The sequence below is a fragment of the Streptomyces sp. NBC_00510 genome (genome assembly GCA_036013505.1).
In the GTDB taxonomy this organism is placed as follows: domain Bacteria; phylum Actinomycetota; class Actinomycetes; order Streptomycetales; family Streptomycetaceae; genus Actinacidiphila.
Map to the genome: position 1 here is coordinate 7,627,146 of CP107851.1, position 24,591 is coordinate 7,651,736.

Annotated in this window: 23 protein-coding genes; 20 read left to right on the forward strand and 3 right to left on the reverse strand. The window is 73.6% G+C overall.

The genetic code is table 11. The features are described 5' to 3' along the window. Positions 1 to 36: 36 nt before the first annotated feature. From OG937_34505 to OG937_34545, 9 genes are all read left to right on the forward strand, one after another. Positions 37 to 1,152 carry a quinone-dependent dihydroorotate dehydrogenase gene (locus OG937_34505; GenBank protein WUD76440.1) on the forward strand — a complete coding sequence of 372 codons (1,116 nt, stop codon included), beginning with the start codon at positions 37 to 39 and terminating at the stop codon, positions 1,150 to 1,152. Next, entirely contained in the window at positions 1,149 to 1,982 is an 834-nt protein-coding gene (pyrF, locus tag OG937_34510) for an orotidine-5'-phosphate decarboxylase (GenBank protein WUD76441.1), read from the forward strand. Before OG937_34505 ends, pyrF begins: the two co-directional genes overlap by 4 nt. Before the next feature lie 224 nt (positions 1,983 to 2,206). Beyond that, on the forward strand, positions 2,207 to 2,530 hold the full coding sequence (locus OG937_34515; protein ID WUD76442.1) for an integration host factor: 324 nt from the start codon (positions 2,207 to 2,209) through the stop codon (positions 2,528 to 2,530). 38 nt (positions 2,531 to 2,568) lie between these two features. Continuing rightward, the gene (gene gmk, locus OG937_34520; protein WUD76443.1) at positions 2,569 to 3,126 is read left to right on the forward strand and encodes a guanylate kinase; all 558 of its coding nucleotides are present in this window, start codon (positions 2,569 to 2,571) and stop codon (positions 3,124 to 3,126) included. A gap of 29 nt (positions 3,127 to 3,155) precedes the next feature. Then, positions 3,156 to 3,428, forward strand: coding sequence for a DNA-directed RNA polymerase subunit omega (rpoZ, locus tag OG937_34525; GenBank protein WUD76444.1), 273 nt, complete (start codon positions 3,156 to 3,158; stop codon positions 3,426 to 3,428). A gap of 103 nt (positions 3,429 to 3,531) precedes the next feature. Continuing rightward, positions 3,532 to 4,740, forward strand: a complete 1,209-nt coding sequence (gene coaBC, locus OG937_34530; GenBank protein WUD76445.1) for a bifunctional phosphopantothenoylcysteine decarboxylase/phosphopantothenate--cysteine ligase CoaBC — start codon at positions 3,532 to 3,534, stop codon at positions 4,738 to 4,740. 203 nt (positions 4,741 to 4,943) lie between these two features. After that, positions 4,944 to 6,152, forward strand: coding sequence for a methionine adenosyltransferase (metK, locus tag OG937_34535; protein ID WUD76446.1), 1,209 nt, complete (start codon positions 4,944 to 4,946; stop codon positions 6,150 to 6,152). A 131-nt stretch (positions 6,153 to 6,283) separates the two neighbouring features. After that, complete coding sequence (locus tag OG937_34540) at positions 6,284 to 8,431, forward strand: primosomal protein N' (GenBank protein WUD76447.1); 2,148 nt, start codon at positions 6,284 to 6,286, stop codon at positions 8,429 to 8,431. 669 nt (positions 8,432 to 9,100) lie between these two features. Then, positions 9,101 to 9,604, forward strand: a complete 504-nt coding sequence (locus tag OG937_34545) for a GNAT family N-acetyltransferase (protein WUD76448.1) — start codon at positions 9,101 to 9,103, stop codon at positions 9,602 to 9,604. Between the two features lie 103 nt (positions 9,605 to 9,707). Here the strand turns inward: OG937_34545 and OG937_34550 are convergent, their stop codons facing one another. Then, the gene (locus OG937_34550; GenBank protein WUD76449.1) at positions 9,708 to 10,214 is read right to left on the reverse strand and encodes a hypothetical protein; all 507 of its coding nucleotides are present in this window, start codon (positions 10,212 to 10,214) and stop codon (positions 9,708 to 9,710) included. A 187-nt stretch (positions 10,215 to 10,401) separates the two neighbouring features. Between OG937_34550 and def the strand changes: the two genes are divergently transcribed. The 3 genes from def (at position 10,402) to OG937_34565 (ending at position 13,486) form a co-directional block, all read left to right on the forward strand. Next, positions 10,402 to 10,947 carry a peptide deformylase gene (gene def / locus OG937_34555; GenBank protein WUD76450.1) on the forward strand — a complete coding sequence of 182 codons (546 nt, stop codon included), beginning with the start codon at positions 10,402 to 10,404 and terminating at the stop codon, positions 10,945 to 10,947. Between the two features lie 32 nt (positions 10,948 to 10,979). Continuing rightward, on the forward strand, positions 10,980 to 11,912 hold the full coding sequence (fmt, locus tag OG937_34560) for a methionyl-tRNA formyltransferase (protein ID WUD76451.1): 933 nt from the start codon (positions 10,980 to 10,982) through the stop codon (positions 11,910 to 11,912). A gap of 185 nt (positions 11,913 to 12,097) precedes the next feature. Then, entirely contained in the window at positions 12,098 to 13,486 is a 1,389-nt protein-coding gene (locus tag OG937_34565) for an rRNA cytosine-C5-methyltransferase (protein WUD78981.1), read from the forward strand. A gap of 49 nt (positions 13,487 to 13,535) precedes the next feature. Here OG937_34565 and OG937_34570 read toward each other — a convergent pair whose 3' ends face one another. Then, entirely contained in the window at positions 13,536 to 14,684 is a 1,149-nt protein-coding gene (locus OG937_34570; protein WUD76452.1) for a ricin-type beta-trefoil lectin domain protein, read from the reverse strand. A 389-nt stretch (positions 14,685 to 15,073) separates the two neighbouring features. Between OG937_34570 and OG937_34575 the strand changes: the two genes are divergently transcribed. After that, the gene (locus OG937_34575; GenBank protein WUD76453.1) at positions 15,074 to 16,330 is read left to right on the forward strand and encodes an FAD-binding protein; all 1,257 of its coding nucleotides are present in this window, start codon (positions 15,074 to 15,076) and stop codon (positions 16,328 to 16,330) included. A 236-nt stretch (positions 16,331 to 16,566) separates the two neighbouring features. On the opposite strand, the gene OG937_34580 is transcribed toward OG937_34575, so the two are convergent. Beyond that, positions 16,567 to 18,717 carry an MMPL family transporter gene (locus tag OG937_34580; GenBank protein ID WUD76454.1) on the reverse strand — a complete coding sequence of 717 codons (2,151 nt, stop codon included), beginning with the start codon at positions 18,715 to 18,717 and terminating at the stop codon, positions 16,567 to 16,569. Between the two features lie 148 nt (positions 18,718 to 18,865). Here OG937_34580 and rpe point away from each other — a divergent pair, with 148 nt between their 5' ends. The 7 genes from rpe (at position 18,866) to OG937_34615 (ending at position 24,543) form a co-directional block, all read left to right on the forward strand. Then, positions 18,866 to 19,531, forward strand: a complete 666-nt coding sequence (gene rpe, locus OG937_34585; protein WUD76455.1) for a ribulose-phosphate 3-epimerase — start codon at positions 18,866 to 18,868, stop codon at positions 19,529 to 19,531. 114 nt (positions 19,532 to 19,645) lie between these two features. Beyond that, on the forward strand, positions 19,646 to 20,641 hold the full coding sequence (locus OG937_34590) for a sugar-binding domain-containing protein (protein WUD78982.1): 996 nt from the start codon (positions 19,646 to 19,648) through the stop codon (positions 20,639 to 20,641). 74 nt (positions 20,642 to 20,715) lie between these two features. Continuing rightward, entirely contained in the window at positions 20,716 to 21,102 is a 387-nt protein-coding gene (locus OG937_34595) for a ribonuclease N1 (protein WUD76456.1), read from the forward strand. Next, complete coding sequence (locus OG937_34600) at positions 21,099 to 21,416, forward strand: barstar family protein (protein WUD76457.1); 318 nt, start codon at positions 21,099 to 21,101, stop codon at positions 21,414 to 21,416. The genes OG937_34595 and OG937_34600 overlap by 4 nt, the downstream gene beginning before the upstream one ends. A 46-nt stretch (positions 21,417 to 21,462) precedes the next feature. Next, complete coding sequence (locus tag OG937_34605) at positions 21,463 to 22,911, forward strand: GuaB1 family IMP dehydrogenase-related protein (GenBank protein ID WUD76458.1); 1,449 nt, start codon at positions 21,463 to 21,465, stop codon at positions 22,909 to 22,911. Positions 22,912 to 23,091: 180 nt separating this feature from the next. After that, a complete protein-coding gene (locus tag OG937_34610) occupies positions 23,092 to 23,556 on the forward strand; it encodes an Lrp/AsnC family transcriptional regulator (protein WUD76459.1) in 465 nt (154 codons plus the stop codon). A gap of 186 nt (positions 23,557 to 23,742) precedes the next feature. Next, on the forward strand, positions 23,743 to 24,543 hold the full coding sequence (locus tag OG937_34615) for a carbon-nitrogen hydrolase family protein (protein WUD76460.1): 801 nt from the start codon (positions 23,743 to 23,745) through the stop codon (positions 24,541 to 24,543). Positions 24,544 to 24,591 lie beyond the last annotated feature (48 nt).

Sequence of the window (24,591 nt, forward strand, 5' to 3'; positions counted from 1 at the left end):
ACGGGGGGACCCCCAGCCCGCCGTGGAAGGCTTCGCATGTACTCCCTCCTGTTCAACCTGTTCTTCAAGCGCCTCGACCCCGAGCAGGCCCACCACCTCGCCTTCGGGTGGATCCGGCTCGCCGCCCGGATCCCCGGCTTGCGCACCTTCGCCGCCGCGCTGCTCGCGCCGCGGCACCCCGCGCTGCGCACCGAGGCGCTGGGCCGCCGGATGCACGGCCCCTTCGGGCTGGCGGCCGGCTTCGACAAGAACGCCGTCGGTATCGACGGGCTCACCATGCTCGGCTTCGACCACGTCGAGATCGGCACCGTCACCGCCCAGCCGCAGCCGGGCAACCCCAGGCAGCGGCTGTTCCGCCTGGTCGCCGACCGCGCCCTGATCAACCGCATGGGCTTCAACAACGAGGGCTCTGCCGCCGTCGCCGCGCGCCTGGCCGCCCGCAAGGCGGTCTTCCCGACCACGGTCGGCGTCAACATCGGCAAGACCAAGGTCGTCCCGGAGGAGGAGGCGGTCGCCGACTACGTCACCTCCACCGAGCGGCTCGCCGGGCACGCGGACTACCTCGTCGTCAACGTCTCCTCGCCCAACACCCCCGGACTGCGGAACCTGCAGGCCGTCGACCACCTCCGGCCGCTGCTCAGCGCCGTCCGTGAGGCCGCCGACCGCACCGTGACCGATCGCCGCGTCCCCCTGCTGGTCAAGATCGCCCCCGACCTCGCCGACGAGGACGTGGACGCCGTCGCCGACCTGGCCCTCGACATCGGCCTGGACGGCATCATCGCCACCAACACCACCATCGCCCGCGACGGCCTCGGCCTGCGCTCGGACGCCTCGCTGGTCAAGGAGACCGGCGGGCTGTCCGGCGCCCCCCTCAAGGAACGCTCCCTGGAGGTGCTGCGCCGCCTGTACGCCCGCGTCGGCGACCGCATCACCCTCGTCGGCGTGGGCGGGGTCGAGAGCGCGGAGGACGTCTGGCAGCGCATCCTGGCCGGCGCCACCCTCGTGCAGGGCTACAGCGCCTTCGTCTACCGAGGTCCCTTCTGGTGCCGCACGATCCACCGGGACCTCGCGGGGCTGCTGCAGGCCAGCCCGTACGCCACCCTCGCCGACGCCGTCGGCGCAGAGACCCGGAAGGAAGCCACCCCGCGATGAACCCCGAGCCCTTCGGCGCCCGGTTGCGCCGCGCCATGGACACCCGTGGACCGCTCTGCGTCGGCATCGACCCGCACTCCTCCCTGCTCTCCGACTGGGGCCTGCAGGACGACGTCGCCGGACTGGAGCGCTTCACCCGCACCGTGGTGGAGGCGCTGGCCGACCGGGTCGCCGTCCTCAAGCCGCAGAGCGCCTTCTTCGAGCGCTTCGGCTCGCGCGGCATCGCCGTCCTGGAGACGGCCGTCGCCGAGGCCCGCGCGGCCGGTGCCCTGGTGCTGATGGACGCCAAGCGCGGCGACATCGGCTCCACCATGGCCGCGTACGCGGCCACCTACCTGGACCCCGCCTCGTCGCTGTTCTCGGACGCGGTCACCGTCAGCCCGTACCTGGGGTTCGGCTCGCTGCGTCCTGCCCTGGACGCCGCCCGGGCGAGCGGCAGCGGCGTCTTCGTGCTCGCCCTGACCTCCAATCCGGAGGGCGCGGAGGTGCAGCGGTCAACCACGGCGAGCGGCGCGTCCCTCGCGCAGGTGATGCTGAACCACATCGCGGCGGAGAACGAGGGCGACCTGCCGCTCGGATCGGTCGGCGCGGTCGTCGGCGCGACGCTCGACCAGGCGGGTGTGGACCTCGCTGTGAACGGCCCGCTGCTCGCCCCCGGCATCGGGGCCCAGGGCGCGACGGCGGCCGACCTTCCGCGGGTCTTCGGGGAGGCCGTGCGCAACGTCGTGCCGAGCGTCAGCCGGGGCGTACTGAAGCTCGGACCATCGGTCTCCGCACTGCGTGAAGCGGCGGAACGCGAGGCCGCACAGCTCGCCGAAGTCGTCAAGTAGCGGTCAAGACGTCCGGAAACCTGCGCAGATTTGTCCGAAAAGTCCTGGTCGGTTGACGCTGACCAGGACTTTTCTTCTTGTTTGCGCTGACTGACGCCGCTGGGGCCGCTAGTCTCCGTCGAGAGCGCGCAAGCTGCGCGTTTCACGTTGCCCCTGCAGGTGGGGGGCGACTAGGTTCCACACCGGTCCGTATCCGACAGTTCTACTTCCGAGGTGACGTAGGCGTGGCTCTTCCGCCCCTTACCCCTGAACAGCGCGCTGCCGCGCTCGAGAAGGCCGCCGCGGCTCGCCGGGAGCGCGCCGAGGTCAAGAATCGGCTCAAGCACTCCGGCGCCTCGCTGCACGAGGTCATCAAGCAGGGCCAGGAGAACGACGTCATCGGCAAGATGAAGGTCTCCGCCCTCCTGGAGTCCCTGCCCGGCGTGGGCAAGGTCCGCGCCAAGCAGATCATGGAGCGGCTCGGCATCTCCGAGAGCCGCCGGGTCCGTGGGCTCGGCTCCAACCAGATCGCATCCCTGGAGCGCGAGTTCGGCAGCCCTGCTGCCTGACGTTCCCAGCACCCTCCGGGAACCGGGATAATCGCTCCATGAGTGAACGTCCGCGGCTGACCGTGCTCTCCGGCCCCTCGGGGGTCGGCAAGAGCACGGTCGTCGCTCATATGCGCACAGTCCACCCCGAGGTGTGGCTCTCCGTCTCGGCCACCACCCGCAAGCCCCGCCCCGGTGAGAAGCACGGGGTGCACTACTACTTCGTCGAGAACGACGAGTTCGACAAGCTCGTCGCCAACGGCGAACTACTGGAGTGGGCCGAGTTCGCGGGGAACCGGTACGGCACGCCGCGCCAGGCGGTGCTGGAGCGCCTGGAGGCCGGCGAGCCGGTCCTGCTGGAGATCGACCTGCAGGGCGCCCGCCAGGTCCGGGAGTCGATGCCCGAGGCGCAGCTGGTCTTCCTGGCGCCGCCGAGCTGGGACGAGCTGGTCCGCCGGCTCACCGGCCGGGGCACTGAGGCCCCCGAGGTCATCGAGCGCCGGCTGGAGGCCGCGCGGGTCGAGCTGGCGGCCGAGCCGGAGTTCGACACCACCCTGGTGAACACCTCCGTCGAGGACGTCGCGCGCGAGCTGCTAGCCTTGATGGCTGTAGTCTGATCTTTTTGCACCCAATCGGAAGGTAGAGCGTGTCCTCTTCCATCACCACGCCCGAGGGCATCATCAACCCGCCGATCGACGAGCTGCTCGAGGCAACCGACTCGAAGTACAGCCTCGTGATCTACGCGGCCAAGCGTGCCCGTCAGATCAACGCCTACTACTCGCAGCTCGGCGAGGGCCTGCTCGAGTACGTCGGTCCGCTCGTGGACACCCACGTGCACGAGAAGCCGCTGTCGATCGCGCTGCGCGAGATCAACGCGGGTCTGCTGACCTCCGAGGCCGTCGAGGGCCCCGCTCAGTAACCGCGCCCAGGTGTTTCACCACGGGCCCGGCGGCACGACCGCCGGGCCCGTGGTGTGTCATGGGTACTACGCACCACGGTCCAACACAGCGCGGGAGAGGTCGATGGGGAAGCCACAGGTCGTCCTGGGTGTGAGCGGCGGGATCGCCGCCTACAAGGCGTGCGAGCTGCTGCGCCGGTTCACCGAGTCGGGCCACGACGTGCGCGTCGTGCCCACGGCCTCGGCGCTGCACTTCGTCGGTGCGGCCACCTGGTCGGCACTGTCGGGCAACCCCGTCTCGACCGAGGTGTGGGAGAGCGTCCACGAGGTGCCGCACGTGCGCATCGGACAGGGCGCGGACCTCGTCGTGGTCGCCCCCGCCACCGCCGACGTGCTCGCCAAAGCCGCCCACGGGCTCGCCGACGACCTGCTCACCAACACCCTGCTCACCGCGCGCTGTCCCGTGGTGTTCGTGCCCGCCATGCACACCGAGATGTGGGAGCACGCCGCCACCCAGGAGAACGTGGCGACGCTGCGCCGCCGTGGCGCCATCGTCCTCGAGCCCGCGGTCGGCCGCCTCACCGGCGTCGACACCGGCAAGGGCCGGCTGCCCGAGCCCGCCGAGATCTTCGAGGCCTGCCGCCGCGTGCTGCTGCGCGGCCCCCGGGCGCTCGAGACCGACCTGGCCGGACGCCATGTCGTCATCAGCGCCGGCGGTACCCGCGAGCCCCTCGACCCCGTCCGCTACCTGGGCAACCGCTCCTCCGGCAAACAGGGCTACGCCCTGGCCCGCACGGCCCTGGCCCGGGGCGCCCGGGTCACCCTGGTCGCCGCCAACACCGGCCTCGCCGACCCGGCGGGGGCGGACGTGGTGCGTGTGGGCACGGCGGTGCAGCTGCGCGAGGCCGTGTTGAAGGCCGCGTCCGACGCCGACGTGGTCGTGATGGCGGCCGCCGTCGCCGACTTCCGCCCGGCGCGCTACGCCGAGGGCAAGATCAAGAAGAAGGACGGCGAGGAGCCCGCACCCGTGGAACTGGTGCGCAACCCCGACGTGCTCGCCGAGCTTTCAGCCGAACGGCCGCACCCCGCCCAGATCGTCGTCGGCTTCGCCGCCGAGACCGACGACGTCCTCGCCAACGGTCGCGCCAAGCTCGCCCGCAAGGGCTGTGACCTGCTGGTCGTCAACGAGGTGGGGGACCACAAGGCCTTCGGATCCGAGGAGAACGAGGCCGTCGTGCTCGCCGCGGACGGCAGCGAGACCGCCGTGCCGTACGGGCCCAAGGAGGCGCTGGCCGAGCAGGTCTGGGACCTGGTCGCCGCCCGCCTGCCGTGATGACACTTCGGGGCGGTACGTGTCCGCTACTGGCGTTCCGTCCCGAGGTGATGCACAGTGTCGCAGGTCACGGCATATCCAAGGTGCGAGATGCCGTGTCCCTGCACATGGTCGACAGATAAACTGACCCATGGCCCGCCAGGCGCAGCCCTGCGCGAGCCGCCAATGATCAGCCAGCAGCCGCTGCAACCCCAGGGAGCGATGTGTCCCGCCGCCTGTTCACCTCGGAGTCCGTGACCGAGGGTCACCCCGACAAGATCGCTGACCAGATCAGCGACACGATCCTCGACGCGCTGCTCAAGGAGGACCCCTCCTCGCGCGTCGCCGTCGAGACGCTGATCACCACCGGTCTGGTGCACGTCGCCGGAGAGGTCACCACCAAGGGATACGCGGACATCGCGACCCTGGTGCGGAACAAGATCCTGGAGATCGGCTACGACTCGTCGAAGAAGGGTTTCGACGGCGCCTCCTGCGGTGTCTCGGTCTCCATCGGTGCGCAGTCCCCGGACATCGCGCAGGGCGTCGACACGGCGTACGAGAGCCGGGTCGAGGGCGATGACGACGAGCTCGACAAGCAGGGTGCGGGCGACCAGGGCCTGATGTTCGGCTACGCCTGCGACGAGACCCCCGAGCTGATGCCGCTCCCGATCACGCTGGCGCACCGGCTCTCCCGGCGGCTGTCCGAGGTCCGCAAGAACGGGACCATCCCCTACCTGCGCCCGGACGGCAAGACCCAGGTCACCATCGAGTACAACGGCGACAAGGCCGTGCGCCTCGACACCGTGGTGGTCTCCTCGCAGCACGCCAGCGACATCGACCTCGAGTCGCTGCTCGCGCCCGACATCCGCGAGTTCGTCGTGGAGCCGGAGCTGAAGGCGCTGCTCGACGACGGCATCAAGATCGACACCGACGGGTACCGGCTGCTGGTCAACCCCACCGGGCGCTTCGAGATCGGCGGCCCGATGGGCGACGCCGGCCTCACCGGCCGCAAGATCATCATCGACACCTACGGCGGCATGGCCCGCCACGGCGGCGGCGCCTTCTCCGGCAAGGACCCGTCCAAGGTCGACCGCTCCGCCGCCTACGCCATGCGCTGGGTCGCCAAGAACGTCGTCGCCGCGGGCCTCGCCTCGCGCTGCGAGGTCCAGGTCGCCTACGCGATCGGCAAGGCCGAGCCCGTCGGCCTGTTCGTGGAGACCTTCGGCACCCACACCGTGGACCACGAGAAGATCGAGCAGGCCATCGGTCAGGTCTTCGACCTCCGCCCGGCCGCGATCATCCGCGACCTCGACCTGCTGCGCCCGATCTACTCCCAGACCGCGGCGTACGGCCACTTCGGTCGCGAGCTGCCGGACTTCACCTGGGAGCGCACCGACCGCGTCGAGGCGCTGCGCCAGGCGGCCGGCCTCTAGGCGTGTCGTCGGGGGCGCGCCCGCCCCACGCCTGACGACGGCCCCGGACCCCAGCGGTCCGGGGCCGTCGGCGTGCGCGGGGACACCTCCGGCGGCGTCCGGTGTCCGACGCGTCTGGTAACACTGAGGCTGTGAGCAGCGAGGACGACCGGCAGGTGTCCCCGGCGGCGGAGCCGCACGGGGGAGAGCAGCTCGCGCTCATCCGGGAGACGGTGCGCAAGGCCAAGGAGCCCCGCGCCAAGCCGCGGACCTGGCGGGGCGCGGCGCTGGCCGAGGGGCTGCCGGTGGCCCGCGTCCTGGTCGACAAGGGTCTGCTCCACCTCGACCAGTACTTCGACTACGCGGTGCCCGCCGCGATGGACGCGGAGGCGCGGCCCGGCGTGCGCGTCCGGGTGCGCTTCGGCGGCCGCGTCGGCAAGGGCGGCCGCCGCGAGGGCGGGGAGCTGCACGACGGCTTCATCGTGGACCGCCTCCCCGAGAGCGACTACCGCGGCCCCCTCGCCCCGCTCGCCCAGGTCCTGTCGCCCGAGGAGGTGCTGACACCCGGGCTGCTGCGGCTGTGCCGGGCCGTCGCCGACCGCTACGCGGGCGCCCTCGCCGACATCGTGCAGCTCGCGGTGCCACCGCGCCGGGCCAAGGTCGAGGCGGAGCCGGTACGGGAGCCGCTGCCCGTTCCCGGCGCGCCCGAGCCCGGGCCGTGGCGGCGCTACCCGACCGGGCCGGCGTTCCTGCAGGCGCTGGCCCGCGGCGACACCCCGCGGGCGGTGTGGACGGCGCTGCCCGGGCCCCACTGGCCCGAGGAGATCGCCCGCGCCATGGCGGCGACGCTCGCCTCGGGACGCGGGGCGCTTGCCGTCGTACCGGACGGCCGCGCGGCCGCCCGCGTCGACGAGGCGCTGACCGCGATCGTCGGCGAAGGCCGCCATGTGCTGCTGACCGCCGACGCCGGGCCGGAGGAGCGGTACCGCCGCTGGCTGGCGGTGAGCCGGGGCAGCGTACGCGCCGTCGTCGGCACCCGGGCCGCGATGTTCGCGCCCGTGGCGGAGCTGGGGCTGGCCGTGCTCTGGGACGACGGCGACTCCAGCCACGCCGAGCAGCACGCACCGCAGCCGCACGCCCGGGACGTCCTGCTGCTGCGGGCCGCGGAGGAGCGGGCGGGCTTCCTTCTCGGCGGGCTCACCTGCACCGTGGAGGGCGCGCAGCTGGTCGACACCCAGTGGGCGCTGCCGCTGACCGCACCGCGCGAGCAGGTCCGGGCCGCCGCGCCCCTGGTCCGTACCGTCGGCGAGGGCGACGAGGCGCGGGACGCCGCGGCGCGCGTGGCGCGGCTGCCGTCGGTGGCGTGGCAGGTGACGCGGGACGCGCTGCAGCGCGGCCCGGTGCTGGTGCAGGTGCCCCGGCGGGGCTACGTGCCGCGGCTGGCCTGCGAGCGCTGCCGCGAACCCGCCCGGTGCGCGCACTGCGCGGGACCGCTGCAGCTCGGCGACGGGGAGAGCGCGCCGCACTGCGGCTGGTGCGGGCGGCCCGAGGCGGCCTGGCACTGCAAGGAGTGCGGCGGCTTCCGGCTGCGCGCGCAGGTGGTCGGTGCCCGGCGCACCGCCGACGAGCTCGGCCGGGCCTTCCCCAAGGTGCCGGTGCGGACCTCAGGGCGCGACGGGGTACTGGCCTCGGTGCCCGGCACGCCCTCGCTGGTGATCTCGACCCCGGGCGCGGAACCGGTCGCGGAGGGCGGCTACGCCGCGGCGCTGCTGCTGGACGGCTGGGCGCTGCTCAACCGCCCGGACCTGCGGGCGGGGGAGGAGACCCTGCGCCGCTGGGCCGCCGCGGCGGCATTGGTGCGCCCGGCCGGCGAGGGCGGCACGGTGGTCGTCCTCGGGGAGCCCACGCTGCGTCCGGTGCAGGCCCTCGTCCGCTGGGACCCGGTCGGCCACGCGGTGCGCGAGCTGGCCGAACGCGCCGAGCTGGGCTTCCCCCCGGTCTCCCGGATGGCCGCCGTCAGCGGCCGCCCCGCCGCCGTCGCCGACCTGCTGGCCACGGTCCGGCTCCCGGAGGGCACCGACGTGCTCGGCCCGGTGCCGCTGCCGATCACCGATCCCGCGCGGCCCCGTCGTTCCGGGGACACGCCACCCGGCGAGCGCTGGGAGCGCGTGCTGCTGCGCGTGCCGCCGGGCAAGGGCTCCGCCCTGGCCGCCGCGCTGAAGTCCGCGCAGACCGCCCGCATCGCCCGCAAGGAGCCCGACCCGGTCCGGGTCCGCATCGACCCGCCCGACATCGGCTAGCGCCCCGGGCGGCGAGCAAGGCGTCGGCGTTGCCGTCCGCGTGGGGCGCACGCAGGGAGCCCGCCCCGTGTGGCGCCCGTGGCGGGAGTCGGCCGGTGGCGAGTGCGTCCTCGTCGGCTCGGCGCCGCGAGGGTGTCTCCGGCCGATGGCGTCGCGTTCAGTCCGCGCAGCCCGCCGCCCTGGCGGGCGTCGCACTCCGCGGGGGCGCTCGCATCAGCCGCTGCCGGCCGGACCCGGGCGGGGACCCGGCGGTGGGTGCGGGCGGGGAGAGCCGATCACCGGTGCCGGGCAGTCCTGCTGTTCGCGGGGCACCCATCGCGTGGGCCTGGGGAAGTGGGCGCTGTCGGGTGTTCCGGCCGGCAATGAGGCCGCCTTGGCGGCCGCGTTGGCCGTACGAGGGAGCCGGGCCCGGGTAGAGCCCCCGGTCCTGGGGGAGCACCGCGGGGTGGGGGCACCCCCGGCCGAAGGCTGGGGGAGGGACTTTGACGACAGGACCCAGCACTGCCGGGTCGCCGGTAGGAGGCACCCGGCTGCGGGCGGCGGCCGGGGAGGGCCGGTCGTCGATCGCGTACGACCCCGCCGTCCGGGAGACACCCCAGGTGGCGGGCGCTGGGAGCGGATGCTGCGGTCGGGGAAATGCGCTTGACGCACCGTCCTAGGGTTCCGGGTATGACCAGCACGCTCCGTCTGGAGAAGATCACCCCCGACAACGTCGGCGCCGCGATCGCCCTGAAGGTCCGCCCCGACCAGGAACACCTGGTGGCGCCGGTCGTGAAGTCCCTCGCGGAGGCGTACGCGTACGGGGAGACGGCCTGGCCCCGGCTGATCGTCGACGGCGACCGGATCGTCGGTTTCCTGATGGCCTTCTTCGACATCGACTTCGCGGCCGACGGAACCGGCACCGACCTCCGCTCCGGTCTGTGGCGCCTCGCCGTCGCGGCGGGCGAACAGGGCCGTGGCTACGGCAGGTTCGCCGTCGAGTCCGTGGCGGCGGAGATCCTGCGCCGGGGCGGCACCCGGGTCACCACCACCTGGCATCCCGGCGAGGACGGCCCGGAACGTTTCTACCTGGGGCTCGGCTTCCGGCCCACGGGGGAGTCAAGCGGCGGCCAGACCGTGGGGGAGCTGGAGCTGGATCCGGCCCGGCTGCCCGCGGAGCACCGGCGGCCCTGACCGCGGTGCGCCCGTGCCCGTACGTGCCCGTACGCGCCCGCCCCGGCGGCCGTCCTGTCGGCGTGGCGGGCGGCGGGGCGGGCGTGCCCGGGGAGCCGCCGGATCAGCCGGTGCGCGGGGAGGGGACCGCTCCGGGGACGGCCTCGTCGCGGGGGGCGGGGGCGGCGTGCGCGGGCATCGCGCGGGCCGCGGGCACGGAGGGCACCACCGCCGGGGCCGGGGGGTCGCCGTGGACCTCCGCCACGGCCGCTCCGGGCGGCGCCGAGCGCCGGTTGCCGTACCGCCGGTGGACGGCCTGCTTGGTGACGCCCAGCGCGGAGCCGACGGCGTCCCAGCTGAAGCCCAGGGAGCGGTCGAACTCGACGGCGGCGGTCACCAGGGTCTCGACGCTGTCCCGCAGCTCCTGGGCGAGCCGGACGGTGGGGGCGGGGGCGCGGCCGTAGACCACGAATCCCGCGGACGGCCCGCCCCGGCGGGGACGGTAGACGTTGCCCAGCTGGGTGGTGAGGGTGCGCAGCGCGTCGACCTGTCGGCGGACCCGCTCGATGTCCCGCACCAGCAGGTGAAGGCTCGCCCTGGCCTGGGCGTCATGAGTTGCGTGTTCGGGCATCAACTGGCCTCTCGAACCGGCTCTTGTGGGTCAAACTCCATTGACCAACGCGCCAGACTCCCGTGGAGTCACGCATAAGGGGCGCATCGCACCCTTCGGGGGGCGTGCGCAGGGGTGCGCGCCCCCACCCCACCGGCCCATAGACTGGTGCGGTTGCCCTGTCCCCGTCCGACCACGGAGCCACCGCGTGTCCATCCAGCCGATCCGCCTCTTCGGCGACCCCGTGCTGCGCATGACGGCGCAGCCCGTGACCGTCTTCGACAAAGAGCTGCGCACCCTCGTCAAGGACCTCGAGGAGACCATGAAGGACGCCCCCGGCGCAGGCCTGGCGGCTCCTCAGATCGGCGTCTCGCTGCGGGTGTTCACCTACCACGTCGACGGCGAGCTGGGCCATCTGGTCAACCCGGACCTCAGCCTGAGCGAGGAGGAGCAGGACGGCCCCGAGGGCTGCCTGTCCCTGCCCGGGCTGCGCTTCGACACCAAGCGGGCCCACGGCGTCGTCGCCCGGGGCTTCAACATGCACGGCGACCCGGTGACCATCGAGGGCACCCAGTTGCTCGCCCGCTGCATCCAGCACGAGACCGACCACCTCGACGGCATCATCTTCATCGACCGCCTCGACCGCGAGCAGCGCAAGGCCGCGATGAAGGCGATACGCGAGGCCGAGTGGGCCGGTCGGCCCGCGCCCCAGGTCCGCGTCTCCCCGCACAGCACCTTCGGCCGCGCACTGTAGGGCCGCGCACTGCAGAAAGGCACCCCGCACGCATGAGGCTCGTCTTCGCCGGCACCCCCGAGGTCGCCGTTCCCGCCCTCGACGCCCTGATCGCCTCCGGCCGGCACGAGGTCGTCGCCGTCGTCACCCGGCCGGACGCCACCGCGGGGCGCGGCCGCAAGCTCGTCGCCAGCCCGGTGGCCCAGCGCGCGGAGGAGGCCGGCATCGAGGTCCTCAAGCCCGCCAGGCCCCGCGACGAGGACTTCCTCGCCCGGCTCCGGGAGATCGCCCCCGACTGCTGCCCGGTCGTCGCCTACGGTGCGCTGCTGCCCCGCGTCGCCCTCGACGTGCCCGCCCACGGCTGGGTCAACCTGCACTTCTCGCTGCTCCCCGCCTGGCGCGGCGCCGCCCCGGTGCAGCACGCCGTCATGGCGGGCGACGAGGTCACCGGGGCCGCGACCTTCCTCATCGAGGAGGGACTGGACTCCGGGCCGGTGTACGGCGTCGTCACCGAGGACGTCCGGCCCCGCGACACCAGCGGCGACCTGCTCACCCGGCTCTCGCACAGCGGTGCGAAACTGCTCTCCGCCACCATGGACGGCATCGAGGACGGCGCGCTGGTCGCCCGGCCGCAGCCCGCCGAGGGCGTCAGCCTGGCGCCCAAGATCACCGTCGACGACGCCCAGGTCGACTGGAACGCCCCGGCGCTGCGGGTGGACCGGCTGGTCCGGGGCTGCACCCCGGCGCCCGGCGCCTGGACCCTGATCGGTGGCGAGCGCCTCAAGGTCGGCCCCGTCACCCTGTTGCCCGAGCGCACCGACCTGGCGCCCGGCGAGCTGGAGGTCACCAAGCGCGCCGTGTACGTGGGCACCGGCAGCCACGCCGTGGAGCTCGGCGAGGTGCGTCCGCAGGGCAAGAAGCCGATGCCCGCCGCCGACTGGGCGCGCGGCGTCCGCGTCCCCTCCGGCGACCGGCTCGGCGCCTGACCGCGCCTCCCACGTACGCTCGAAGCGGGGCGCACCGCGCCCCGCCGTACCACCGACACTTCCGGAGCACCTTCCACGTGAGCGAACCGTCACGCCGCCGACCGCAGCCCGCCGCCCGTCAGGGCCGCACCCAGGGCAGGCCCCCGCAGGGCGGCCGGCCCTACCGCAAGCCCCAGCGCGACCCCGTGCGCATCCTGGCGTTCGAGGCGCTGAGGGCGGTCGACGAGCGCGACGCCTACGCCAACCTCGTCCTGCCCTCGCTGCTGCGCGAGGCCGAGGCCGAGGCGGCACGCAAGGGCCGGGAGTTCGACCGGCGCGACGCGGCGCTCGCCACCGAGCTGGTCTACGGCACCCTGCGCCGTCAGGGCACGTACGACGCCGTGATCGCGGCCTGCGTCGACCGGCCGCTGCGCGAGGTCGACCCGCCCGTGCTGGACGTGTTGTCGCTCGGTGCCCACCAGCTGCTGGGCACCCGCATCCCCAGCCACGCCGCCGTCTCCGCCACCGTCGAGCTGGCCCGCGTGGTCCTCGGCGACGGGCGCGCGAAGTTCGTCAACGCGGTGCTGCGCCGGATCGCCGCACAGGAGCTGGACGCCTGGCTGGACGAGGTGGCGCCGCCCTACGACGAGGACCCCGAGGACCACCTCGCCGTCGTCCACTCGCACCCGCGCTGGATCGTCTCGGCCCTGTGGGACGCCCTCGGCGGCGGCCGCGCGGGCATGGAGGAGCTGCTCGCGGCCGACAACGAGCGCCCCGAGGTCACCCTCGTCGCGCGCCCCGGCCGCGCCACCCCGCAGGAGCTCGCCGACGCGCTTCCCGCGGACGCCACCCTCCCCGGCCGCTGGTCCCCGTGGGCGGTCCGGCTCGCCGAGGGCGGCGACCCCGCGACCATCGAGGCGGTGCGGGAGGGCCGCGCCGGCGTCCAGGACGAGGGCAGCCAGCTCGTCGCCGCCGCCCTGGCCGCGGCCCCGCTCGGCGAGGGCCCCGACCGGCTCTGGCTGGACGGCTGCGCCGGCCCCGGCGGCAAGGCGGCCCTGCTCGGCGCGCTCGCCGCGGAGCGTGGGGCGGCCCTGGTCGCCTCCGAGAAGCAGCTGCACCGGGCCCGCCTGGTGGCCCGCGCCCTGGCCGGCAACCCCGGGCCGTTCGAGGTGATCGTCGCCGACGGCACCCGGCCCGCCTGGCGCCCGGGCGCCTTCGACCGTGTCCTGGTCGACGTGCCCTGCACCGGCCTCGGCGCCCTGCGCCGCCGCCCCGAGGCGCGCTGGCGCCGGCGCGCCGAGGACGTCCCGGGCTTCGCGCCCCTGCAGCGCGGCCTGCTGGAGTCCGCCCTGCGCGCGGTGCGCGTCGGCGGGGTCGTCGGTTACGCGACCTGCTCCCCGCATCCGGCCGAGACCCGTGCCGTCGTGGAGGACGTCCTGGGCCAGCCGGGGGCCGTCCCCGCCGAATTCGTCGACGCCCGCCCCCTCATGCCCGGGGTCCCCGACCTCGGCGAGGGCCCCGACGTCCAGCTCTGGCCCCACCTGCACGGCACCGACGCGATGTACCTCGCCCTGCTGCGCCGCACAGGGGAATGACCGCGCGGGTGCGGCCCGGACATCCGGGCCGCACCCGCGCGGCGGAGACTCAGCAGTAGAGGTTGGCACCCTGGCTGACGCCCAGGATCGCCGTGAACTGCTGGTACTTGCTCACCCGGCTCTGCACCTGCGCCGGGTTGCGGCCGTCGCATTCCAGCGATCCGTTGATGGAGCGGATCGTCTGGCCGAAGCCCGCCTGGTTCACCATGGCGTTGTGCGGGGTCATGGTGCCGGGGCCGCTCTGGGTGTTCCAGTACCAAAGACCCGTGCGCCAGGCCACGGCCGCGTCCTGCTCCACGCGCCAGGGGTTGCCCAGCAGGTCGATGCCGAGGGCGTCGCCCGCCGCCTTGTAGTTGAAGTTCCAGCTGAGCTGGATCGGGCCGCGGCCGTAGTACGCGGCCTGGCCGGCCGGGCAGCCGTAGGGCTGGCCCCAGTCGCAGTAGTGCGGGTAGTTGGCCGTGTTCTGCTCGACCACGTACACCAGCCCGCCCGTCTCGTGGCTGACGTTGGCGAGGAAGGCGGCGGCCTCCTGCTTCTTCACGGTGTCGCTGCCGGAGTTGGCGAAGCCCGGGTAGGAGCTCAGGGCCGCGACCAGGCCGCTGTAGGTGTAGAAGCCGTTGCGGCCCGGGAACATCTGGTTGAACTGGGCCTCGCTGACGACGAATCCGGACGGGTTCGTGCCGCCACCGCCGCTCGCGGGGGCGTTCCACTTCTGGTTCGCCCCGCCGGTGCAGGTCCAGATCTGCAGCCGGGTGGCGTTGGCGGAGTTGTTGTCCCGGACGTCCAGGCACTTGTTGGCGGCGGGGTTGACGATGTCGCGCGCCGCGGTGACGACCCACTGCTGGTTGGCGCTGCCCGCGCAGTCCCACAACTGGACCGCGGCCCCGTCGGCGGTGCCGCGGTCGACGACGTCGAGGCACTTGCCGAGCGCGCGCAGCGTGCCGTCACCGGGGTTGGACCAGCGCTGGGCGTTGGTCCCGTTGCAGTCGTAGAGCTGTACGGCGGTGCCGTTGGCGCTGCTGGCCGCGGCGACGTCGACGCACTTGCCCGCCAGGCCGCTGATCTGGCCGTCCGCCGCGCGGGCGGTCGGCGTCGCGACGAACAAGGTGGCCAGGAGCGCCGCGAGGACGGCGAACACCGCGGACGGGCCCAGGACGGTACGCCCTGCGGGGAGCCGTCCGGCGAGGGACGTGGACATGGGGGAGTCGCTCCTTACCCGGCCAGAGGCCGCGGTCGTGGGGGAGGGAGCTTGGCGGGGGTGCTCCGCACGGCGGGCACGGGTCTTTCCGAGGAGGTCACGCACGGGCGCGGCGCGGCGTGCGTCGTGTCCGGGACGGCGTGAACTTCCCTGCTGCGCCGTCCCGTTGAGCCCAGCTAGGTCTAGACCATGCCAGGGTGACGGGGTCACGTCAATACTTGAAGGAACGTGCGGGCCGGCGCCCGCGGCGCCACGACACACCCCTGTCCTGCGCCCCCGGCCCCAGCGGCGAGAATCATCCTGGAACGGCAGGCCCCGAACCGCTGATCCGGCAGGCCGCGCGCCGCGCGGCCGCCGGCAGCCGGGCCGTACAGGAAGGAACGACCGCGATGCCCGCGGAGAGCAACTGGGGCGGCAACGTCGCCTTCACCGCACGAAGCCTCCACCACCCCGAGTCCGTCACCGAGCTGCAGGAGATCGTGGCCCGGTCCCCACGGGTGCGCGCCCTCGGGACCCGGCACTCCTTCAGCACCGTCGCCGACACCGACGGCGAGCACGTCTCGACCTCGCGGCTGCCCGCCGTGATCGACGTCGACCGCACCGCCCGTACCGCCACGGTCGCCTCGGGGCTGCGCTTCGGCGAGATCGTCCGCGCGATCGACGAGGCGGGTCTGGCGCTGCACAACCTCGGCTCCCTGCCGCACATCTCCGTCGCCGGTGCGTGCGCCACCGGCACGCACGGTTCCGGCACCGGGCGGCGCAGCCTGGCCGGCGCGGTCAGCGCGCTGACCATGGTCACCGCCGACGGCGAGCTCGCCGAAATCCATCGCGGCGATCCTGACTTCGACGGCTCCGTCGTCGCCCTGGGCGCCCTGGGCGTCGTGACACGGCTGACCCTCGACCTCGTCCCGTCCTTCGCCGTGCGCCAGACCGTCTACGAGGACATGCCGAAGGAGGAGTTCCTCGGGAACTTCGACACGGTGATGTCGGCGGGGTACAGCGTGTCGGTCTTCACCCGCTGGCGCGACCGTGCCGTCGACCAGGTGTGGCGCAAGGAGCGGGTCGAGGCCGACGGGGCGGAGTCCGTACCGCAGACGTGGTTCGGGGCCACCGCGGCCGACGGGCCACGGCACCCGATCCCGGGGATGCCCGGCACGCACTGCACCCCGCAGCAGGGCCTGGTCGGCCCCTGGTACGAGCGGTTGCCGCACTTCCGCCTGGAGTTCACCCCGAGCAGCGGCGAGGAGATCCAGTCGGAGTTCTTCGTCGACCGGCGGGACGCGGTGGCGGCGTTCGACGCCCTGTGGCGGGTGCGGGAGCGGTTCTCGTCCGAAGTGCTGATCGGCGAGATCCGCACCGTGGCGGCCGACTCCCTCTGGCTCAGCCCCGCCCACGGACGCGACAGCGTCGCCTTCCACTTCACCTGGATCCCGGACGTCCCGGCGGTGACGCTGGCGGTCCAGGTCGTCGAGGAGGCCCTGCGTCCCTTCTCCGCCCGACCGCACTGGGGCAAGTTCTTCACCCCGTCGCCCGCCGCACTGCGCGAGCTCTACCCGCGCTACGACGACTTCCGGCGGCTCGCCGCCCGGTTCGACCCCGCAGAGGTCTTCCGCAACACCTTCATGCGCGAGCACTTCCCGGACTGACCGGGCGTCCGCGCGGAGCGTCGCTGACGTGCCGCACGCCGGGGGCGGTCATAGACTGACCGCGGTCGAAATGTCCTGTACGAGAGGGTTGGGCATCATGTCCAAGCGAGGCAACAAGCGGCGCGCCCGGAAGAAGAAGGGCGCCAACCACGGCAAGCGTCCCAACGCGTGACACCCGCCGTGCCGCACGTGACCCCCCGCGCCCGGCGCGGGGGGTCACTGCTGTCCGGCGGACGTCACGAACCGGCGTGCGGGGCGGCGGGCGCGGCCGGTTCCCCGGCCGGTGCCGCGGCGCGGGGGCGGTCCAGGCGGCTCGGCCACCACACGCGGTGCCGCAGGTCGAGGGTGAGCGCGGTGACCAGCACCGACCGCACGACCAGGGTGTCCAGCAGGACGCCGAAGGCCACCGCGAAGCCGATCTCCGCGAAGCCCACGACGGGCAGTGTCGCCAGGGCCGCGAACGTGCCGGCGAGCACCAGGCCCGCGGAGGTGATGACACCGCCGGTCGCCGCGAGGCCGGTGAGGGTTCCCTCGCGGGTCCCGGACTGCGCGCTCTCCTCGCGGATCCGCGTCATCAGGAAGATGTTGTAGTCGATGCCCAGCGCCACCAGGAACACGAAGACGAACAGCGGGAAGGCCGTGTCCTCGCCCTGGAAGCCGAAGACGTGGCGGAAGGCGAGCACGCTGACTCCGAGCGCGGCGGCGAAGGAGAGCACCACGGTCGCGATGAGCACCAGCGGGGCGGTGAGGGCCCGCAGCAGGATGCTCAGGATCACCAGCACGACGACGAGGATCATGGGGATGAGCAGCTTGTTGTCGTGCGCCGCGGCGCGGCCCGCATCGAGCAGTGCCGCCGTACCGCCGCCGACCTTGGCGTCGGCACCCGGCACGGCGTGCAGGATCCCGCGGGCGCGGTCCACGGTGTCCTTGGCGGCCTGGCTGTCGGCCGGGTCGGTGAGCGTGGCCTCCAGGTAGACCCGGCCGTCCTTCTGCGCGGGTGCGCCCTTCGGCACGAGCGCTGAGCCCGGTGCGATGCCCTCGATGCCGTCGAGCGCGGCCTTGACCTGCTCCGCCGCATCCGCGTCGGCGATCACCACCAGCGGCTGTCCGGAGCCGGCGGGGAAGTAGCGGGACTCGACCTGCTGGCCGGTGACGGAGTCGGGGGTCCCGGTGAAGCTCTGGGCGTTGCTCAGGCCCGCCGCCTCCAGGCCGATCAGGCCCAGCGAGAGCGCGGCCAGCACGGCGGCGGTGCCCACCCACACCGCGCGCGGCCGGCGGTCGATGCGGCGGCCCACCCGGGACCACACACCGTTCCGGGTGGGTTCGACGGAACCGGCGTGCGGGACGGCGGGCCAGAACACCCAGCGGCCCACGACGACCAGCAGGGCGGGGAAGAGCGTCAGCATGGCGGCCAGGCCGATGACGACGCCGACGGCGGCGACCGGCCCGAGCCCGGAGGTCGAGTTCATCTCGGCGGCCAGCAGGCACAGCATGCTCACCGCGACCGTGGCGGCACTGGCGACGATCGCAGGCCCCGCCCGGTGCAGGGCCAGCGCCATGGCCTCGTGGCGGTCCTCGTGGCGGCGCAGCTCCTCGCGGTAGCGGGCGACCAGCAGCAGCGCGTAGTCCGTGCCGGCGCCGAACACCAGGACGGTGAGGATGCCCGCGCTCTGCGCGTTGACGACGAGGTCGGCGTGCTCGGCCAGCAGGTAGACCGCCGCCTGCGCGGTGAACAGCGCCCCGACGACCGAGATGACCGGCAGCAGGATGAGGGTGACGCTGCGGTAGGTCAGCAGCAGGATGACGACGACCACGGCGAGCGCGCTGTACAGCAAGGTGCCGTCGATGCCCTCGAAGGCCTCGGCGGAGTCGGCCGCGAAGCCACCGGGTCCGGTGATGTGCACCTCGAGGCCGCCGGTGTCGTCGCCGGTGACGGCGCGGATGCCGGCGACCGCGTCCGCGATGCCCGTCCAGCCGCCCTCGTCCACGCCGATGGGGACGATGAGCTGCGCGGCGCGCGGGCCGGCGGCGCGTTCCTCGTACACCGGGCCGACGGTGCGGCCGCCGAAGACGCCGTGATCGGTCATCCGCCGTATCTGCGCGGCGTCCTGACCGACCGTCGCACGGTCGTCCTCGGTCAGTCCGCCGGGGCGCGCGTAGACCACGACGGCGGGGGCGGTGTCGGGCAGGAACCGCTTCTGCAGCTCCAGGACCTGGGTGGACTCCGCGTTGCCCGGCAGCCAGGAGGAGGAGTCGTTCTGCTGCGCGTCCGTGAGCTTCTGGGCCAGCGGCGCCACCGCCACCAGCAGGACCAGCCAGAGCGCGAGCACGACCCATTTGCCGCGCCGGCCGCAGACCAGGACCGCCCAGCCGTGTGGAGCCTTCACACCCGCCACCTCCGCCTCGCCAAGGCGTCCCCCGAGGAGTGCTCCCGATCCGCACAGCATCCCACGCCCGGAAGGGCCGTGCGGGGTGGTTTTCCACAGCCGTCCGCCCGGTGCGCGGGGAGGGGCCCGGCACCGCCATACTGGGACCATGGCCGTGCAGATCAACCCCAGTATTCTCTCCGCCGACTTCGCGCGCCTCGCCGACGAGGCGCGGGCCGTCGAAGGCGCGGACTGGCTCCACGTCGACGTGATGGACAATCACTTCGTCCCCAACCTGACGCTCGGCGTGCCGGTCGTGGAGTCCCTCCACAAGGCGACCAAGACCCCGCTCGACTGCCATCTGATGATCGCCGATCCGGATCGCTGGGCCCCGGCCTACGTCGAGGCGGGCGCGGGTTCCGTCACCTTCCACGTCGAGGCGGCCGCCGCGCCGGTGCGCCTGGCCCGGGAGATCCGCGCCAAGGGCGCGCGGGCCTCGATGGCGCTCAGGCCGGCGACGCCGGTCGAGCCGTACGAGGACCTGCTGCCCGAGCTCGACATGCTGCTGATCATGACCGTGGAACCGGGCTTCGGCGGTCAGGCCTTCCTCGACATCATGCTGCCCAAGATCCGGCGCGCCCGGAAGCTGATCGACAAGCACGGGCTGGACCTGTGGCTGCAGGTCGACGGGGGCGTCTCGGCCGCCACCATCGAGCGCTGCGCCGAGGCCGGAGCGGACGTCTTCGTGGCCGGTTCGGCCGTCTACGGAGCCGAGGACCCGGCCGAGGCCGTACGGGGGCTGCGCAAGCAGGCGGCGGCCGCCTGCGCGCACTGACCACTCCGTGAGCAGCGTGCTCCGGTACTCCGTAGTACGTGCGAGGATGAGCGCGGAGCCGATCAGATGGGCAACTGGGGAGAGAACGTGACCACAGGCCGCACAGGGGTGCGCATGGGCCCCGGCGAGATGGTCCAGGCGGCGGCGATGGCGCGCCGCTTCTACCTGGAGGGAAAATCCAAGATCCAGATCGCCGAGGAGTTCGGCGTGAGCCGCTTCAAGGTGGCGCGGGTCCTGGAGACGGCCCTCGAACGTGACCTCGTGCGCATCGAGATCAGGGTCCCGGCCGAGCTCGACGCCGAACGCTCCGACGCCCTGCGCGCCCGCTACGGGCTGCGGCACGCCGTCGTCGTCGAGTCGCCCGCCGACGAGACCGACGGACCCGACCCGGAGAACCTGGGCGCGGTCGCCGCGCAGCTGCTCGGCGAGCTGGTCAGCGAGGGCGACGTGCTCGGCCTCGCCTGGGGGCGCTCCATCATCACCATGGCCAACGCCCTCGACCGGCTGCCGCCGTGCACCGTCGTCCAGCTCACCGGCGTGTACGACGCCGGCACCGCCGACCGCGGCTCGGTCGAGGCGGTCCGCACCGCCGCGGCCGTCTCCGGCGGCGAGGCCCACCCCATGTACGCCCCCATGGTGCTGCCCGACCCGGCGACGGCGGCGGCGCTGCGCGCCCAGAGCGGCATCGCGGCCGCCATGAGCTACTTCGACAAGGTCACCGTGGCCGTGGTGTCGATCGGCTCCTGGGCGGCCGGCATCTCCACCGTCCACGACGCCCTGACCGACGCCGAGCGGGAGCACTACGCCTCCCTCGGCGTCGCCGCGGAGATGTCCTCGCACCTCTTCGACGCCGAGGGCCTGCTGGTCGGCCGTGACCTGGGCGAGCGCTGCATCACGATCGAGGCGGACCGGCTGCGCCGCATCCCCGAGGTGCTCGCCATCGCCGGCGGGCTGCGCAAGGCCGCCGCGGTCGACGCCGTGCTCCGGTCCGGCCTGGTCACCAGCATCGTGACGGACACCGCCGCCGCCGACTACCTGCTGGACTCCACCGCGCCCATGCCGCGGCCCGCCCTCGACCGCGTGGACCCCGAGGCGCTCCGCGAGTTCTAGTCCACCGCCCACCGCCCACCGTCCGCGCGCGTGCCCTGCGCGGCGGGCGTCGTGGGCTGTGGCAGCATCGCGGCATGCCGACCGGCCCCGTCCGCCGTGCCACCGTGATCGCCGCCGCCTTGCTGGGCTGCCTCGCGCTGCTGCTCACCGGCTGCTCCCCGCCCGCCACCGAACCCGTGGGGGCGCTGCCCACGGTGGCGGTCACGAGCCTGCCGCCGGAGGCCCGCGAGACGCTCCTGCTGATCGACGCGGGCGGCCCCTTCCCGTACGCGAAGGACGGCACCGTCTTCAACAACTTCGAGGGCCTGCTGCCCGCGCACCCACGCGGCTACTACCACGAGTACACCGTCCCGACCCCGGGGGCGAGCGACCGCGGCGCCCGGCGCTTCGTGACCGGCTCCGGCGGGGAGGTCTACTACACCGACGACCACTACCAGAGCTTCAGGGCGGTCCGCAGATGACGGCAACGACGGTGCTGGACCTGCACGGGGTCACCACCAAGAGCGCGTTCATGGACCGCTGCGCCGAGCAGTTGCGGCTGCCCGGCTGGTTCGGCCGCAACTGGGACGCCCTGTACGACTGCCTCACCGACCTGCCGGACCCCGCGCGGGGCGGGCTGCGCCTGGTCGTCCGCGGCTGGCCCGACTTCGCGGCGGCCGAACCGGGGGAGTGGCGGACCGCGCGCCGGGTCCTCGCGGACGCCGCCGCCTTCCACGACCGGGCCGTGCTCCCCTTCGACGTCGTCCTGGAGGAACCTACGAGCGACCCTTCGTGAGCGCCGGAGTTTCCTCCGTGTTCGTTCCGGCCCGGTCCGTGCAAAAATGAAGTACGTGCGTTTCCTCAATGATGCAAAGCCTCCGTACGACCTGACGTACGACGACGTGTTCATGGTCCCCAGCCGCTCGGCGGTGGGTTCCCGCCAAGCGGTCGACCTCTCGGCCCCGGACGGCACCGGTACCACCATCCCGCTCGTGGTCGCCAACATGACCGCCATCGCCGGTCGCCGCATGGCCGAGACCGTCGCCCGGCGCGGAGGTCTGGTGGTCATCCCCCAGGACATCCCGATCGAGGTGATCGCCGAGGTGATCACCTGGGTGAAGCAGCGGCACCTCGTGCTCGACACCCCGATCGTGCTCGGCCCGCACGCCACCGTCGCCGACGCCTTGGCGCTGCTGCCCAAGCGGGCGCACGGCGCCGCGGTCGTCGTCGAGGACGGCCGTCCGGTCGGCATCGTCACCGAGCACGACCTCACCGGCGTGGACCGCTTCACCCAGGTCTCCGTGGTGATGTCCAAGGACCTCCTGCTGCTGCCCGCGGACATCGACCCGCGCGAGGCCTTCAACCGCCTGGAGGAGGCCAACCGCAAGCTCGCCCCCGCGGTGGACGCCGACGGCAGGCTGGCCGGCATCCTCACCCGCAAGGCAGCGCTGCGCGCCACCCTGTACACCCCCGCCACCGACGCCGGCGGGCGGCTGCGCATCGCCGCCGCCGTCGGCATCAACGGCGACGTGGCGGGCAAGGCCAAGCAGCTGCTCGACGCGGGGGTGGACACGCTCGTCGTGGACACCGCCCACGGTCACCAGGAGAGCATGATCCAGGCCGTGAAGGCCGTCCGCGCCCTGGACCCGCAGGTGCCGGTCGTGGCCGGCAACGTCGTCTCCGCGGAGGGCGTGCGCGACCTGATCGAGGCCGGTGCCGACATCGTCAAGGTCGGCGTGGGCCCGGGCGCCATGTGCACCACCCGCATGATGACCGGCGTGGGCCGGCCCCAGTTCTCCGCCGTCATGGAGTGCGCCGCCGAGGCCGCCCGGCACGGCAAGCACGTCTGGGCCGACGGTGGCGTCCGGCACCCGCGCGACGTCGCGATGGCGCTCGCCGCCGGCGCGTCCAACGTCATGATCGGCTCCTGGTTCGCGGGCACCTACGAGTCGCCCGGCGACCTGCAGCAGACCGCCGACGGCCGGCCGTACAAGGAGAGCTTCGGCATGGCCTCCGCCCGCGCCGTGGCCAACCGCACCAGCGAGGAGTCCGCGTACGACCGCGCCCGCAAGGGGCTGTTCGAGGAGGGCATCTCCACCTCGCGGATGTTCCTCGACCCGGGCCGCCCGGGTGTCGAGGACCTCATCGACTCGATCATCGCGGGCGTCCGCAGCTCCTGCACCTACGCCGGGGCCGCCAACCTCGCCGAGTTCGCCGAGAAGGCCGTCGTCGGCATCCAGAGCGCCGCCGGCTACGCCGAGGGCAAGCCGCTGCACGCCAGCTGGCAGTAGCCGGCACCGCTGCCCCGGGTGCCCCCGTCCGCTTCCGCGGACGGGGGCACCCGCGTTCCCGCCTCGACGCGATCACCCGGGAGTGCTGCGCCGGGTGGACGGCGGTCGGCCTCGTAGTCTGGTGTGCGTACGGCACGCGCCGTTCCCAGCTCGCTCGCGAAGAGAAGTGACCCACCCCCAGTGCGACTGAACGAACTCGACGAACGCATCGTCCACGCCCTCGCCGAGGACGCCCGCCGCTCCTTCGCCGACATCGGCGCCCTCGTCGGGCTCTCCGCCCCCGCCGTCAAGCGCCGGGTCGACCGGCTGCTGGCGGAGGGCGCCATCACGGGCTTCACCGTCCGTGTCGAGCCCTCCGCGCTGGGCTGGGAGACCGAGGCGTTCGTCGAGCTCTACTGCCGCCACAACACCTCGCCCGACGACATCCGGCGCGGCCTGTCGCGCTACCCGGAGGTGGCGTCCGCCTCGACCGTCACCGGCGAGGCGGACGCCGTCGTCCAGATCTACGCCGCCGACGTGCGCCACTTCGAGCGCGTCCTGGAGCGGATCGCCGGCGAGCCCTTCGTGGAGCGCACCAAGTCCGTCCTGGTGCTGTCGCCGCTGCTGCGCCGCTACACGGGAGTGCCGGACCAGCCGGAGCCGTGACCGAGGGCGGGCCGGGCCGGGGAGCCGGGTCCGGCCGCCCCCGCGCAACGAATCGCCGCTGTCGGGCCCCGGCGCGCAACGAATCGGCGGTCGGTGCGCAACGGACGCGTCTTGTCGCCACGACGCCCGGAATCGTACCGTCGAGGCAGACCCGGAACAGGCTTCCCACCAGGCGAAAGAGGCTTCATGGCGCCGCTGCGCACCGCGCTGTACCAAGGCCCGAGCGGCGTCCCCTCCTCCGTGGACGACAGCCTGGCCGCGCTCGACGCCGCCGCGCGCCGGGCCTCGGCCGCGGGAGCCCGCCTGCTCGTCACGCCCGAGATGTACCTGACCGGCTACGCCCTCGGCGACGCGGTCCCGGGCCTCGCCGAGGCGGCCGACGGGCCCGCCGCCGCCCGGGTCGGCCGGATCGCCGCCGAGCACGGCCTGGGCATCGTCTACGGCTACCCCGAGCGCGACGGCTGCGGCGTCTTCAACTCCGCCCAGCTGATCGGCCCGGACGGCGAACGCCTCGCCAACTACCGCAAGACCCACCTCTTCGGCGACTTCGAGCGCACCTGGTTCACCCCCGGCGACGACGCCGTCGTCCAGGCCGAACTCGACGGCGTCCGGATCGGCATCCTCATCTGCTACGACGTCGAGTTCCCGGAGACCGTGCGGGCCCACGCCCTCGCCGGCACCCAGCTGCTCGCCGTGCCCACCGCGCTGATGCGGCCCTTCGAGTTCGTCCCGCAGACCCTGGTGCCGGCCCGCGCGTACGAGAGCCAGCTGCACGTCGCCTACGCCAACCGCTGCGGCCCCGAGGGCGATTTCGACTTCGCGGGGCAGAGCTGCCTCGCCGGACCCGACGGCGCCGTACGCGCCCGGGCCGGAGCCACCGAGGAACTGGTCGTCGCCGACGCCGACCCGGATCTCCTGCGCGCGGTCCGCGAGGAGACGCCCTACCTCGAGGACCGCCGCCCCGAGCTGTACCGCTCGCTGGGCTGATCCCCGCCCCCGCCACCGCCCCGCTTCACCGCTTCACAGCCAGGAGAA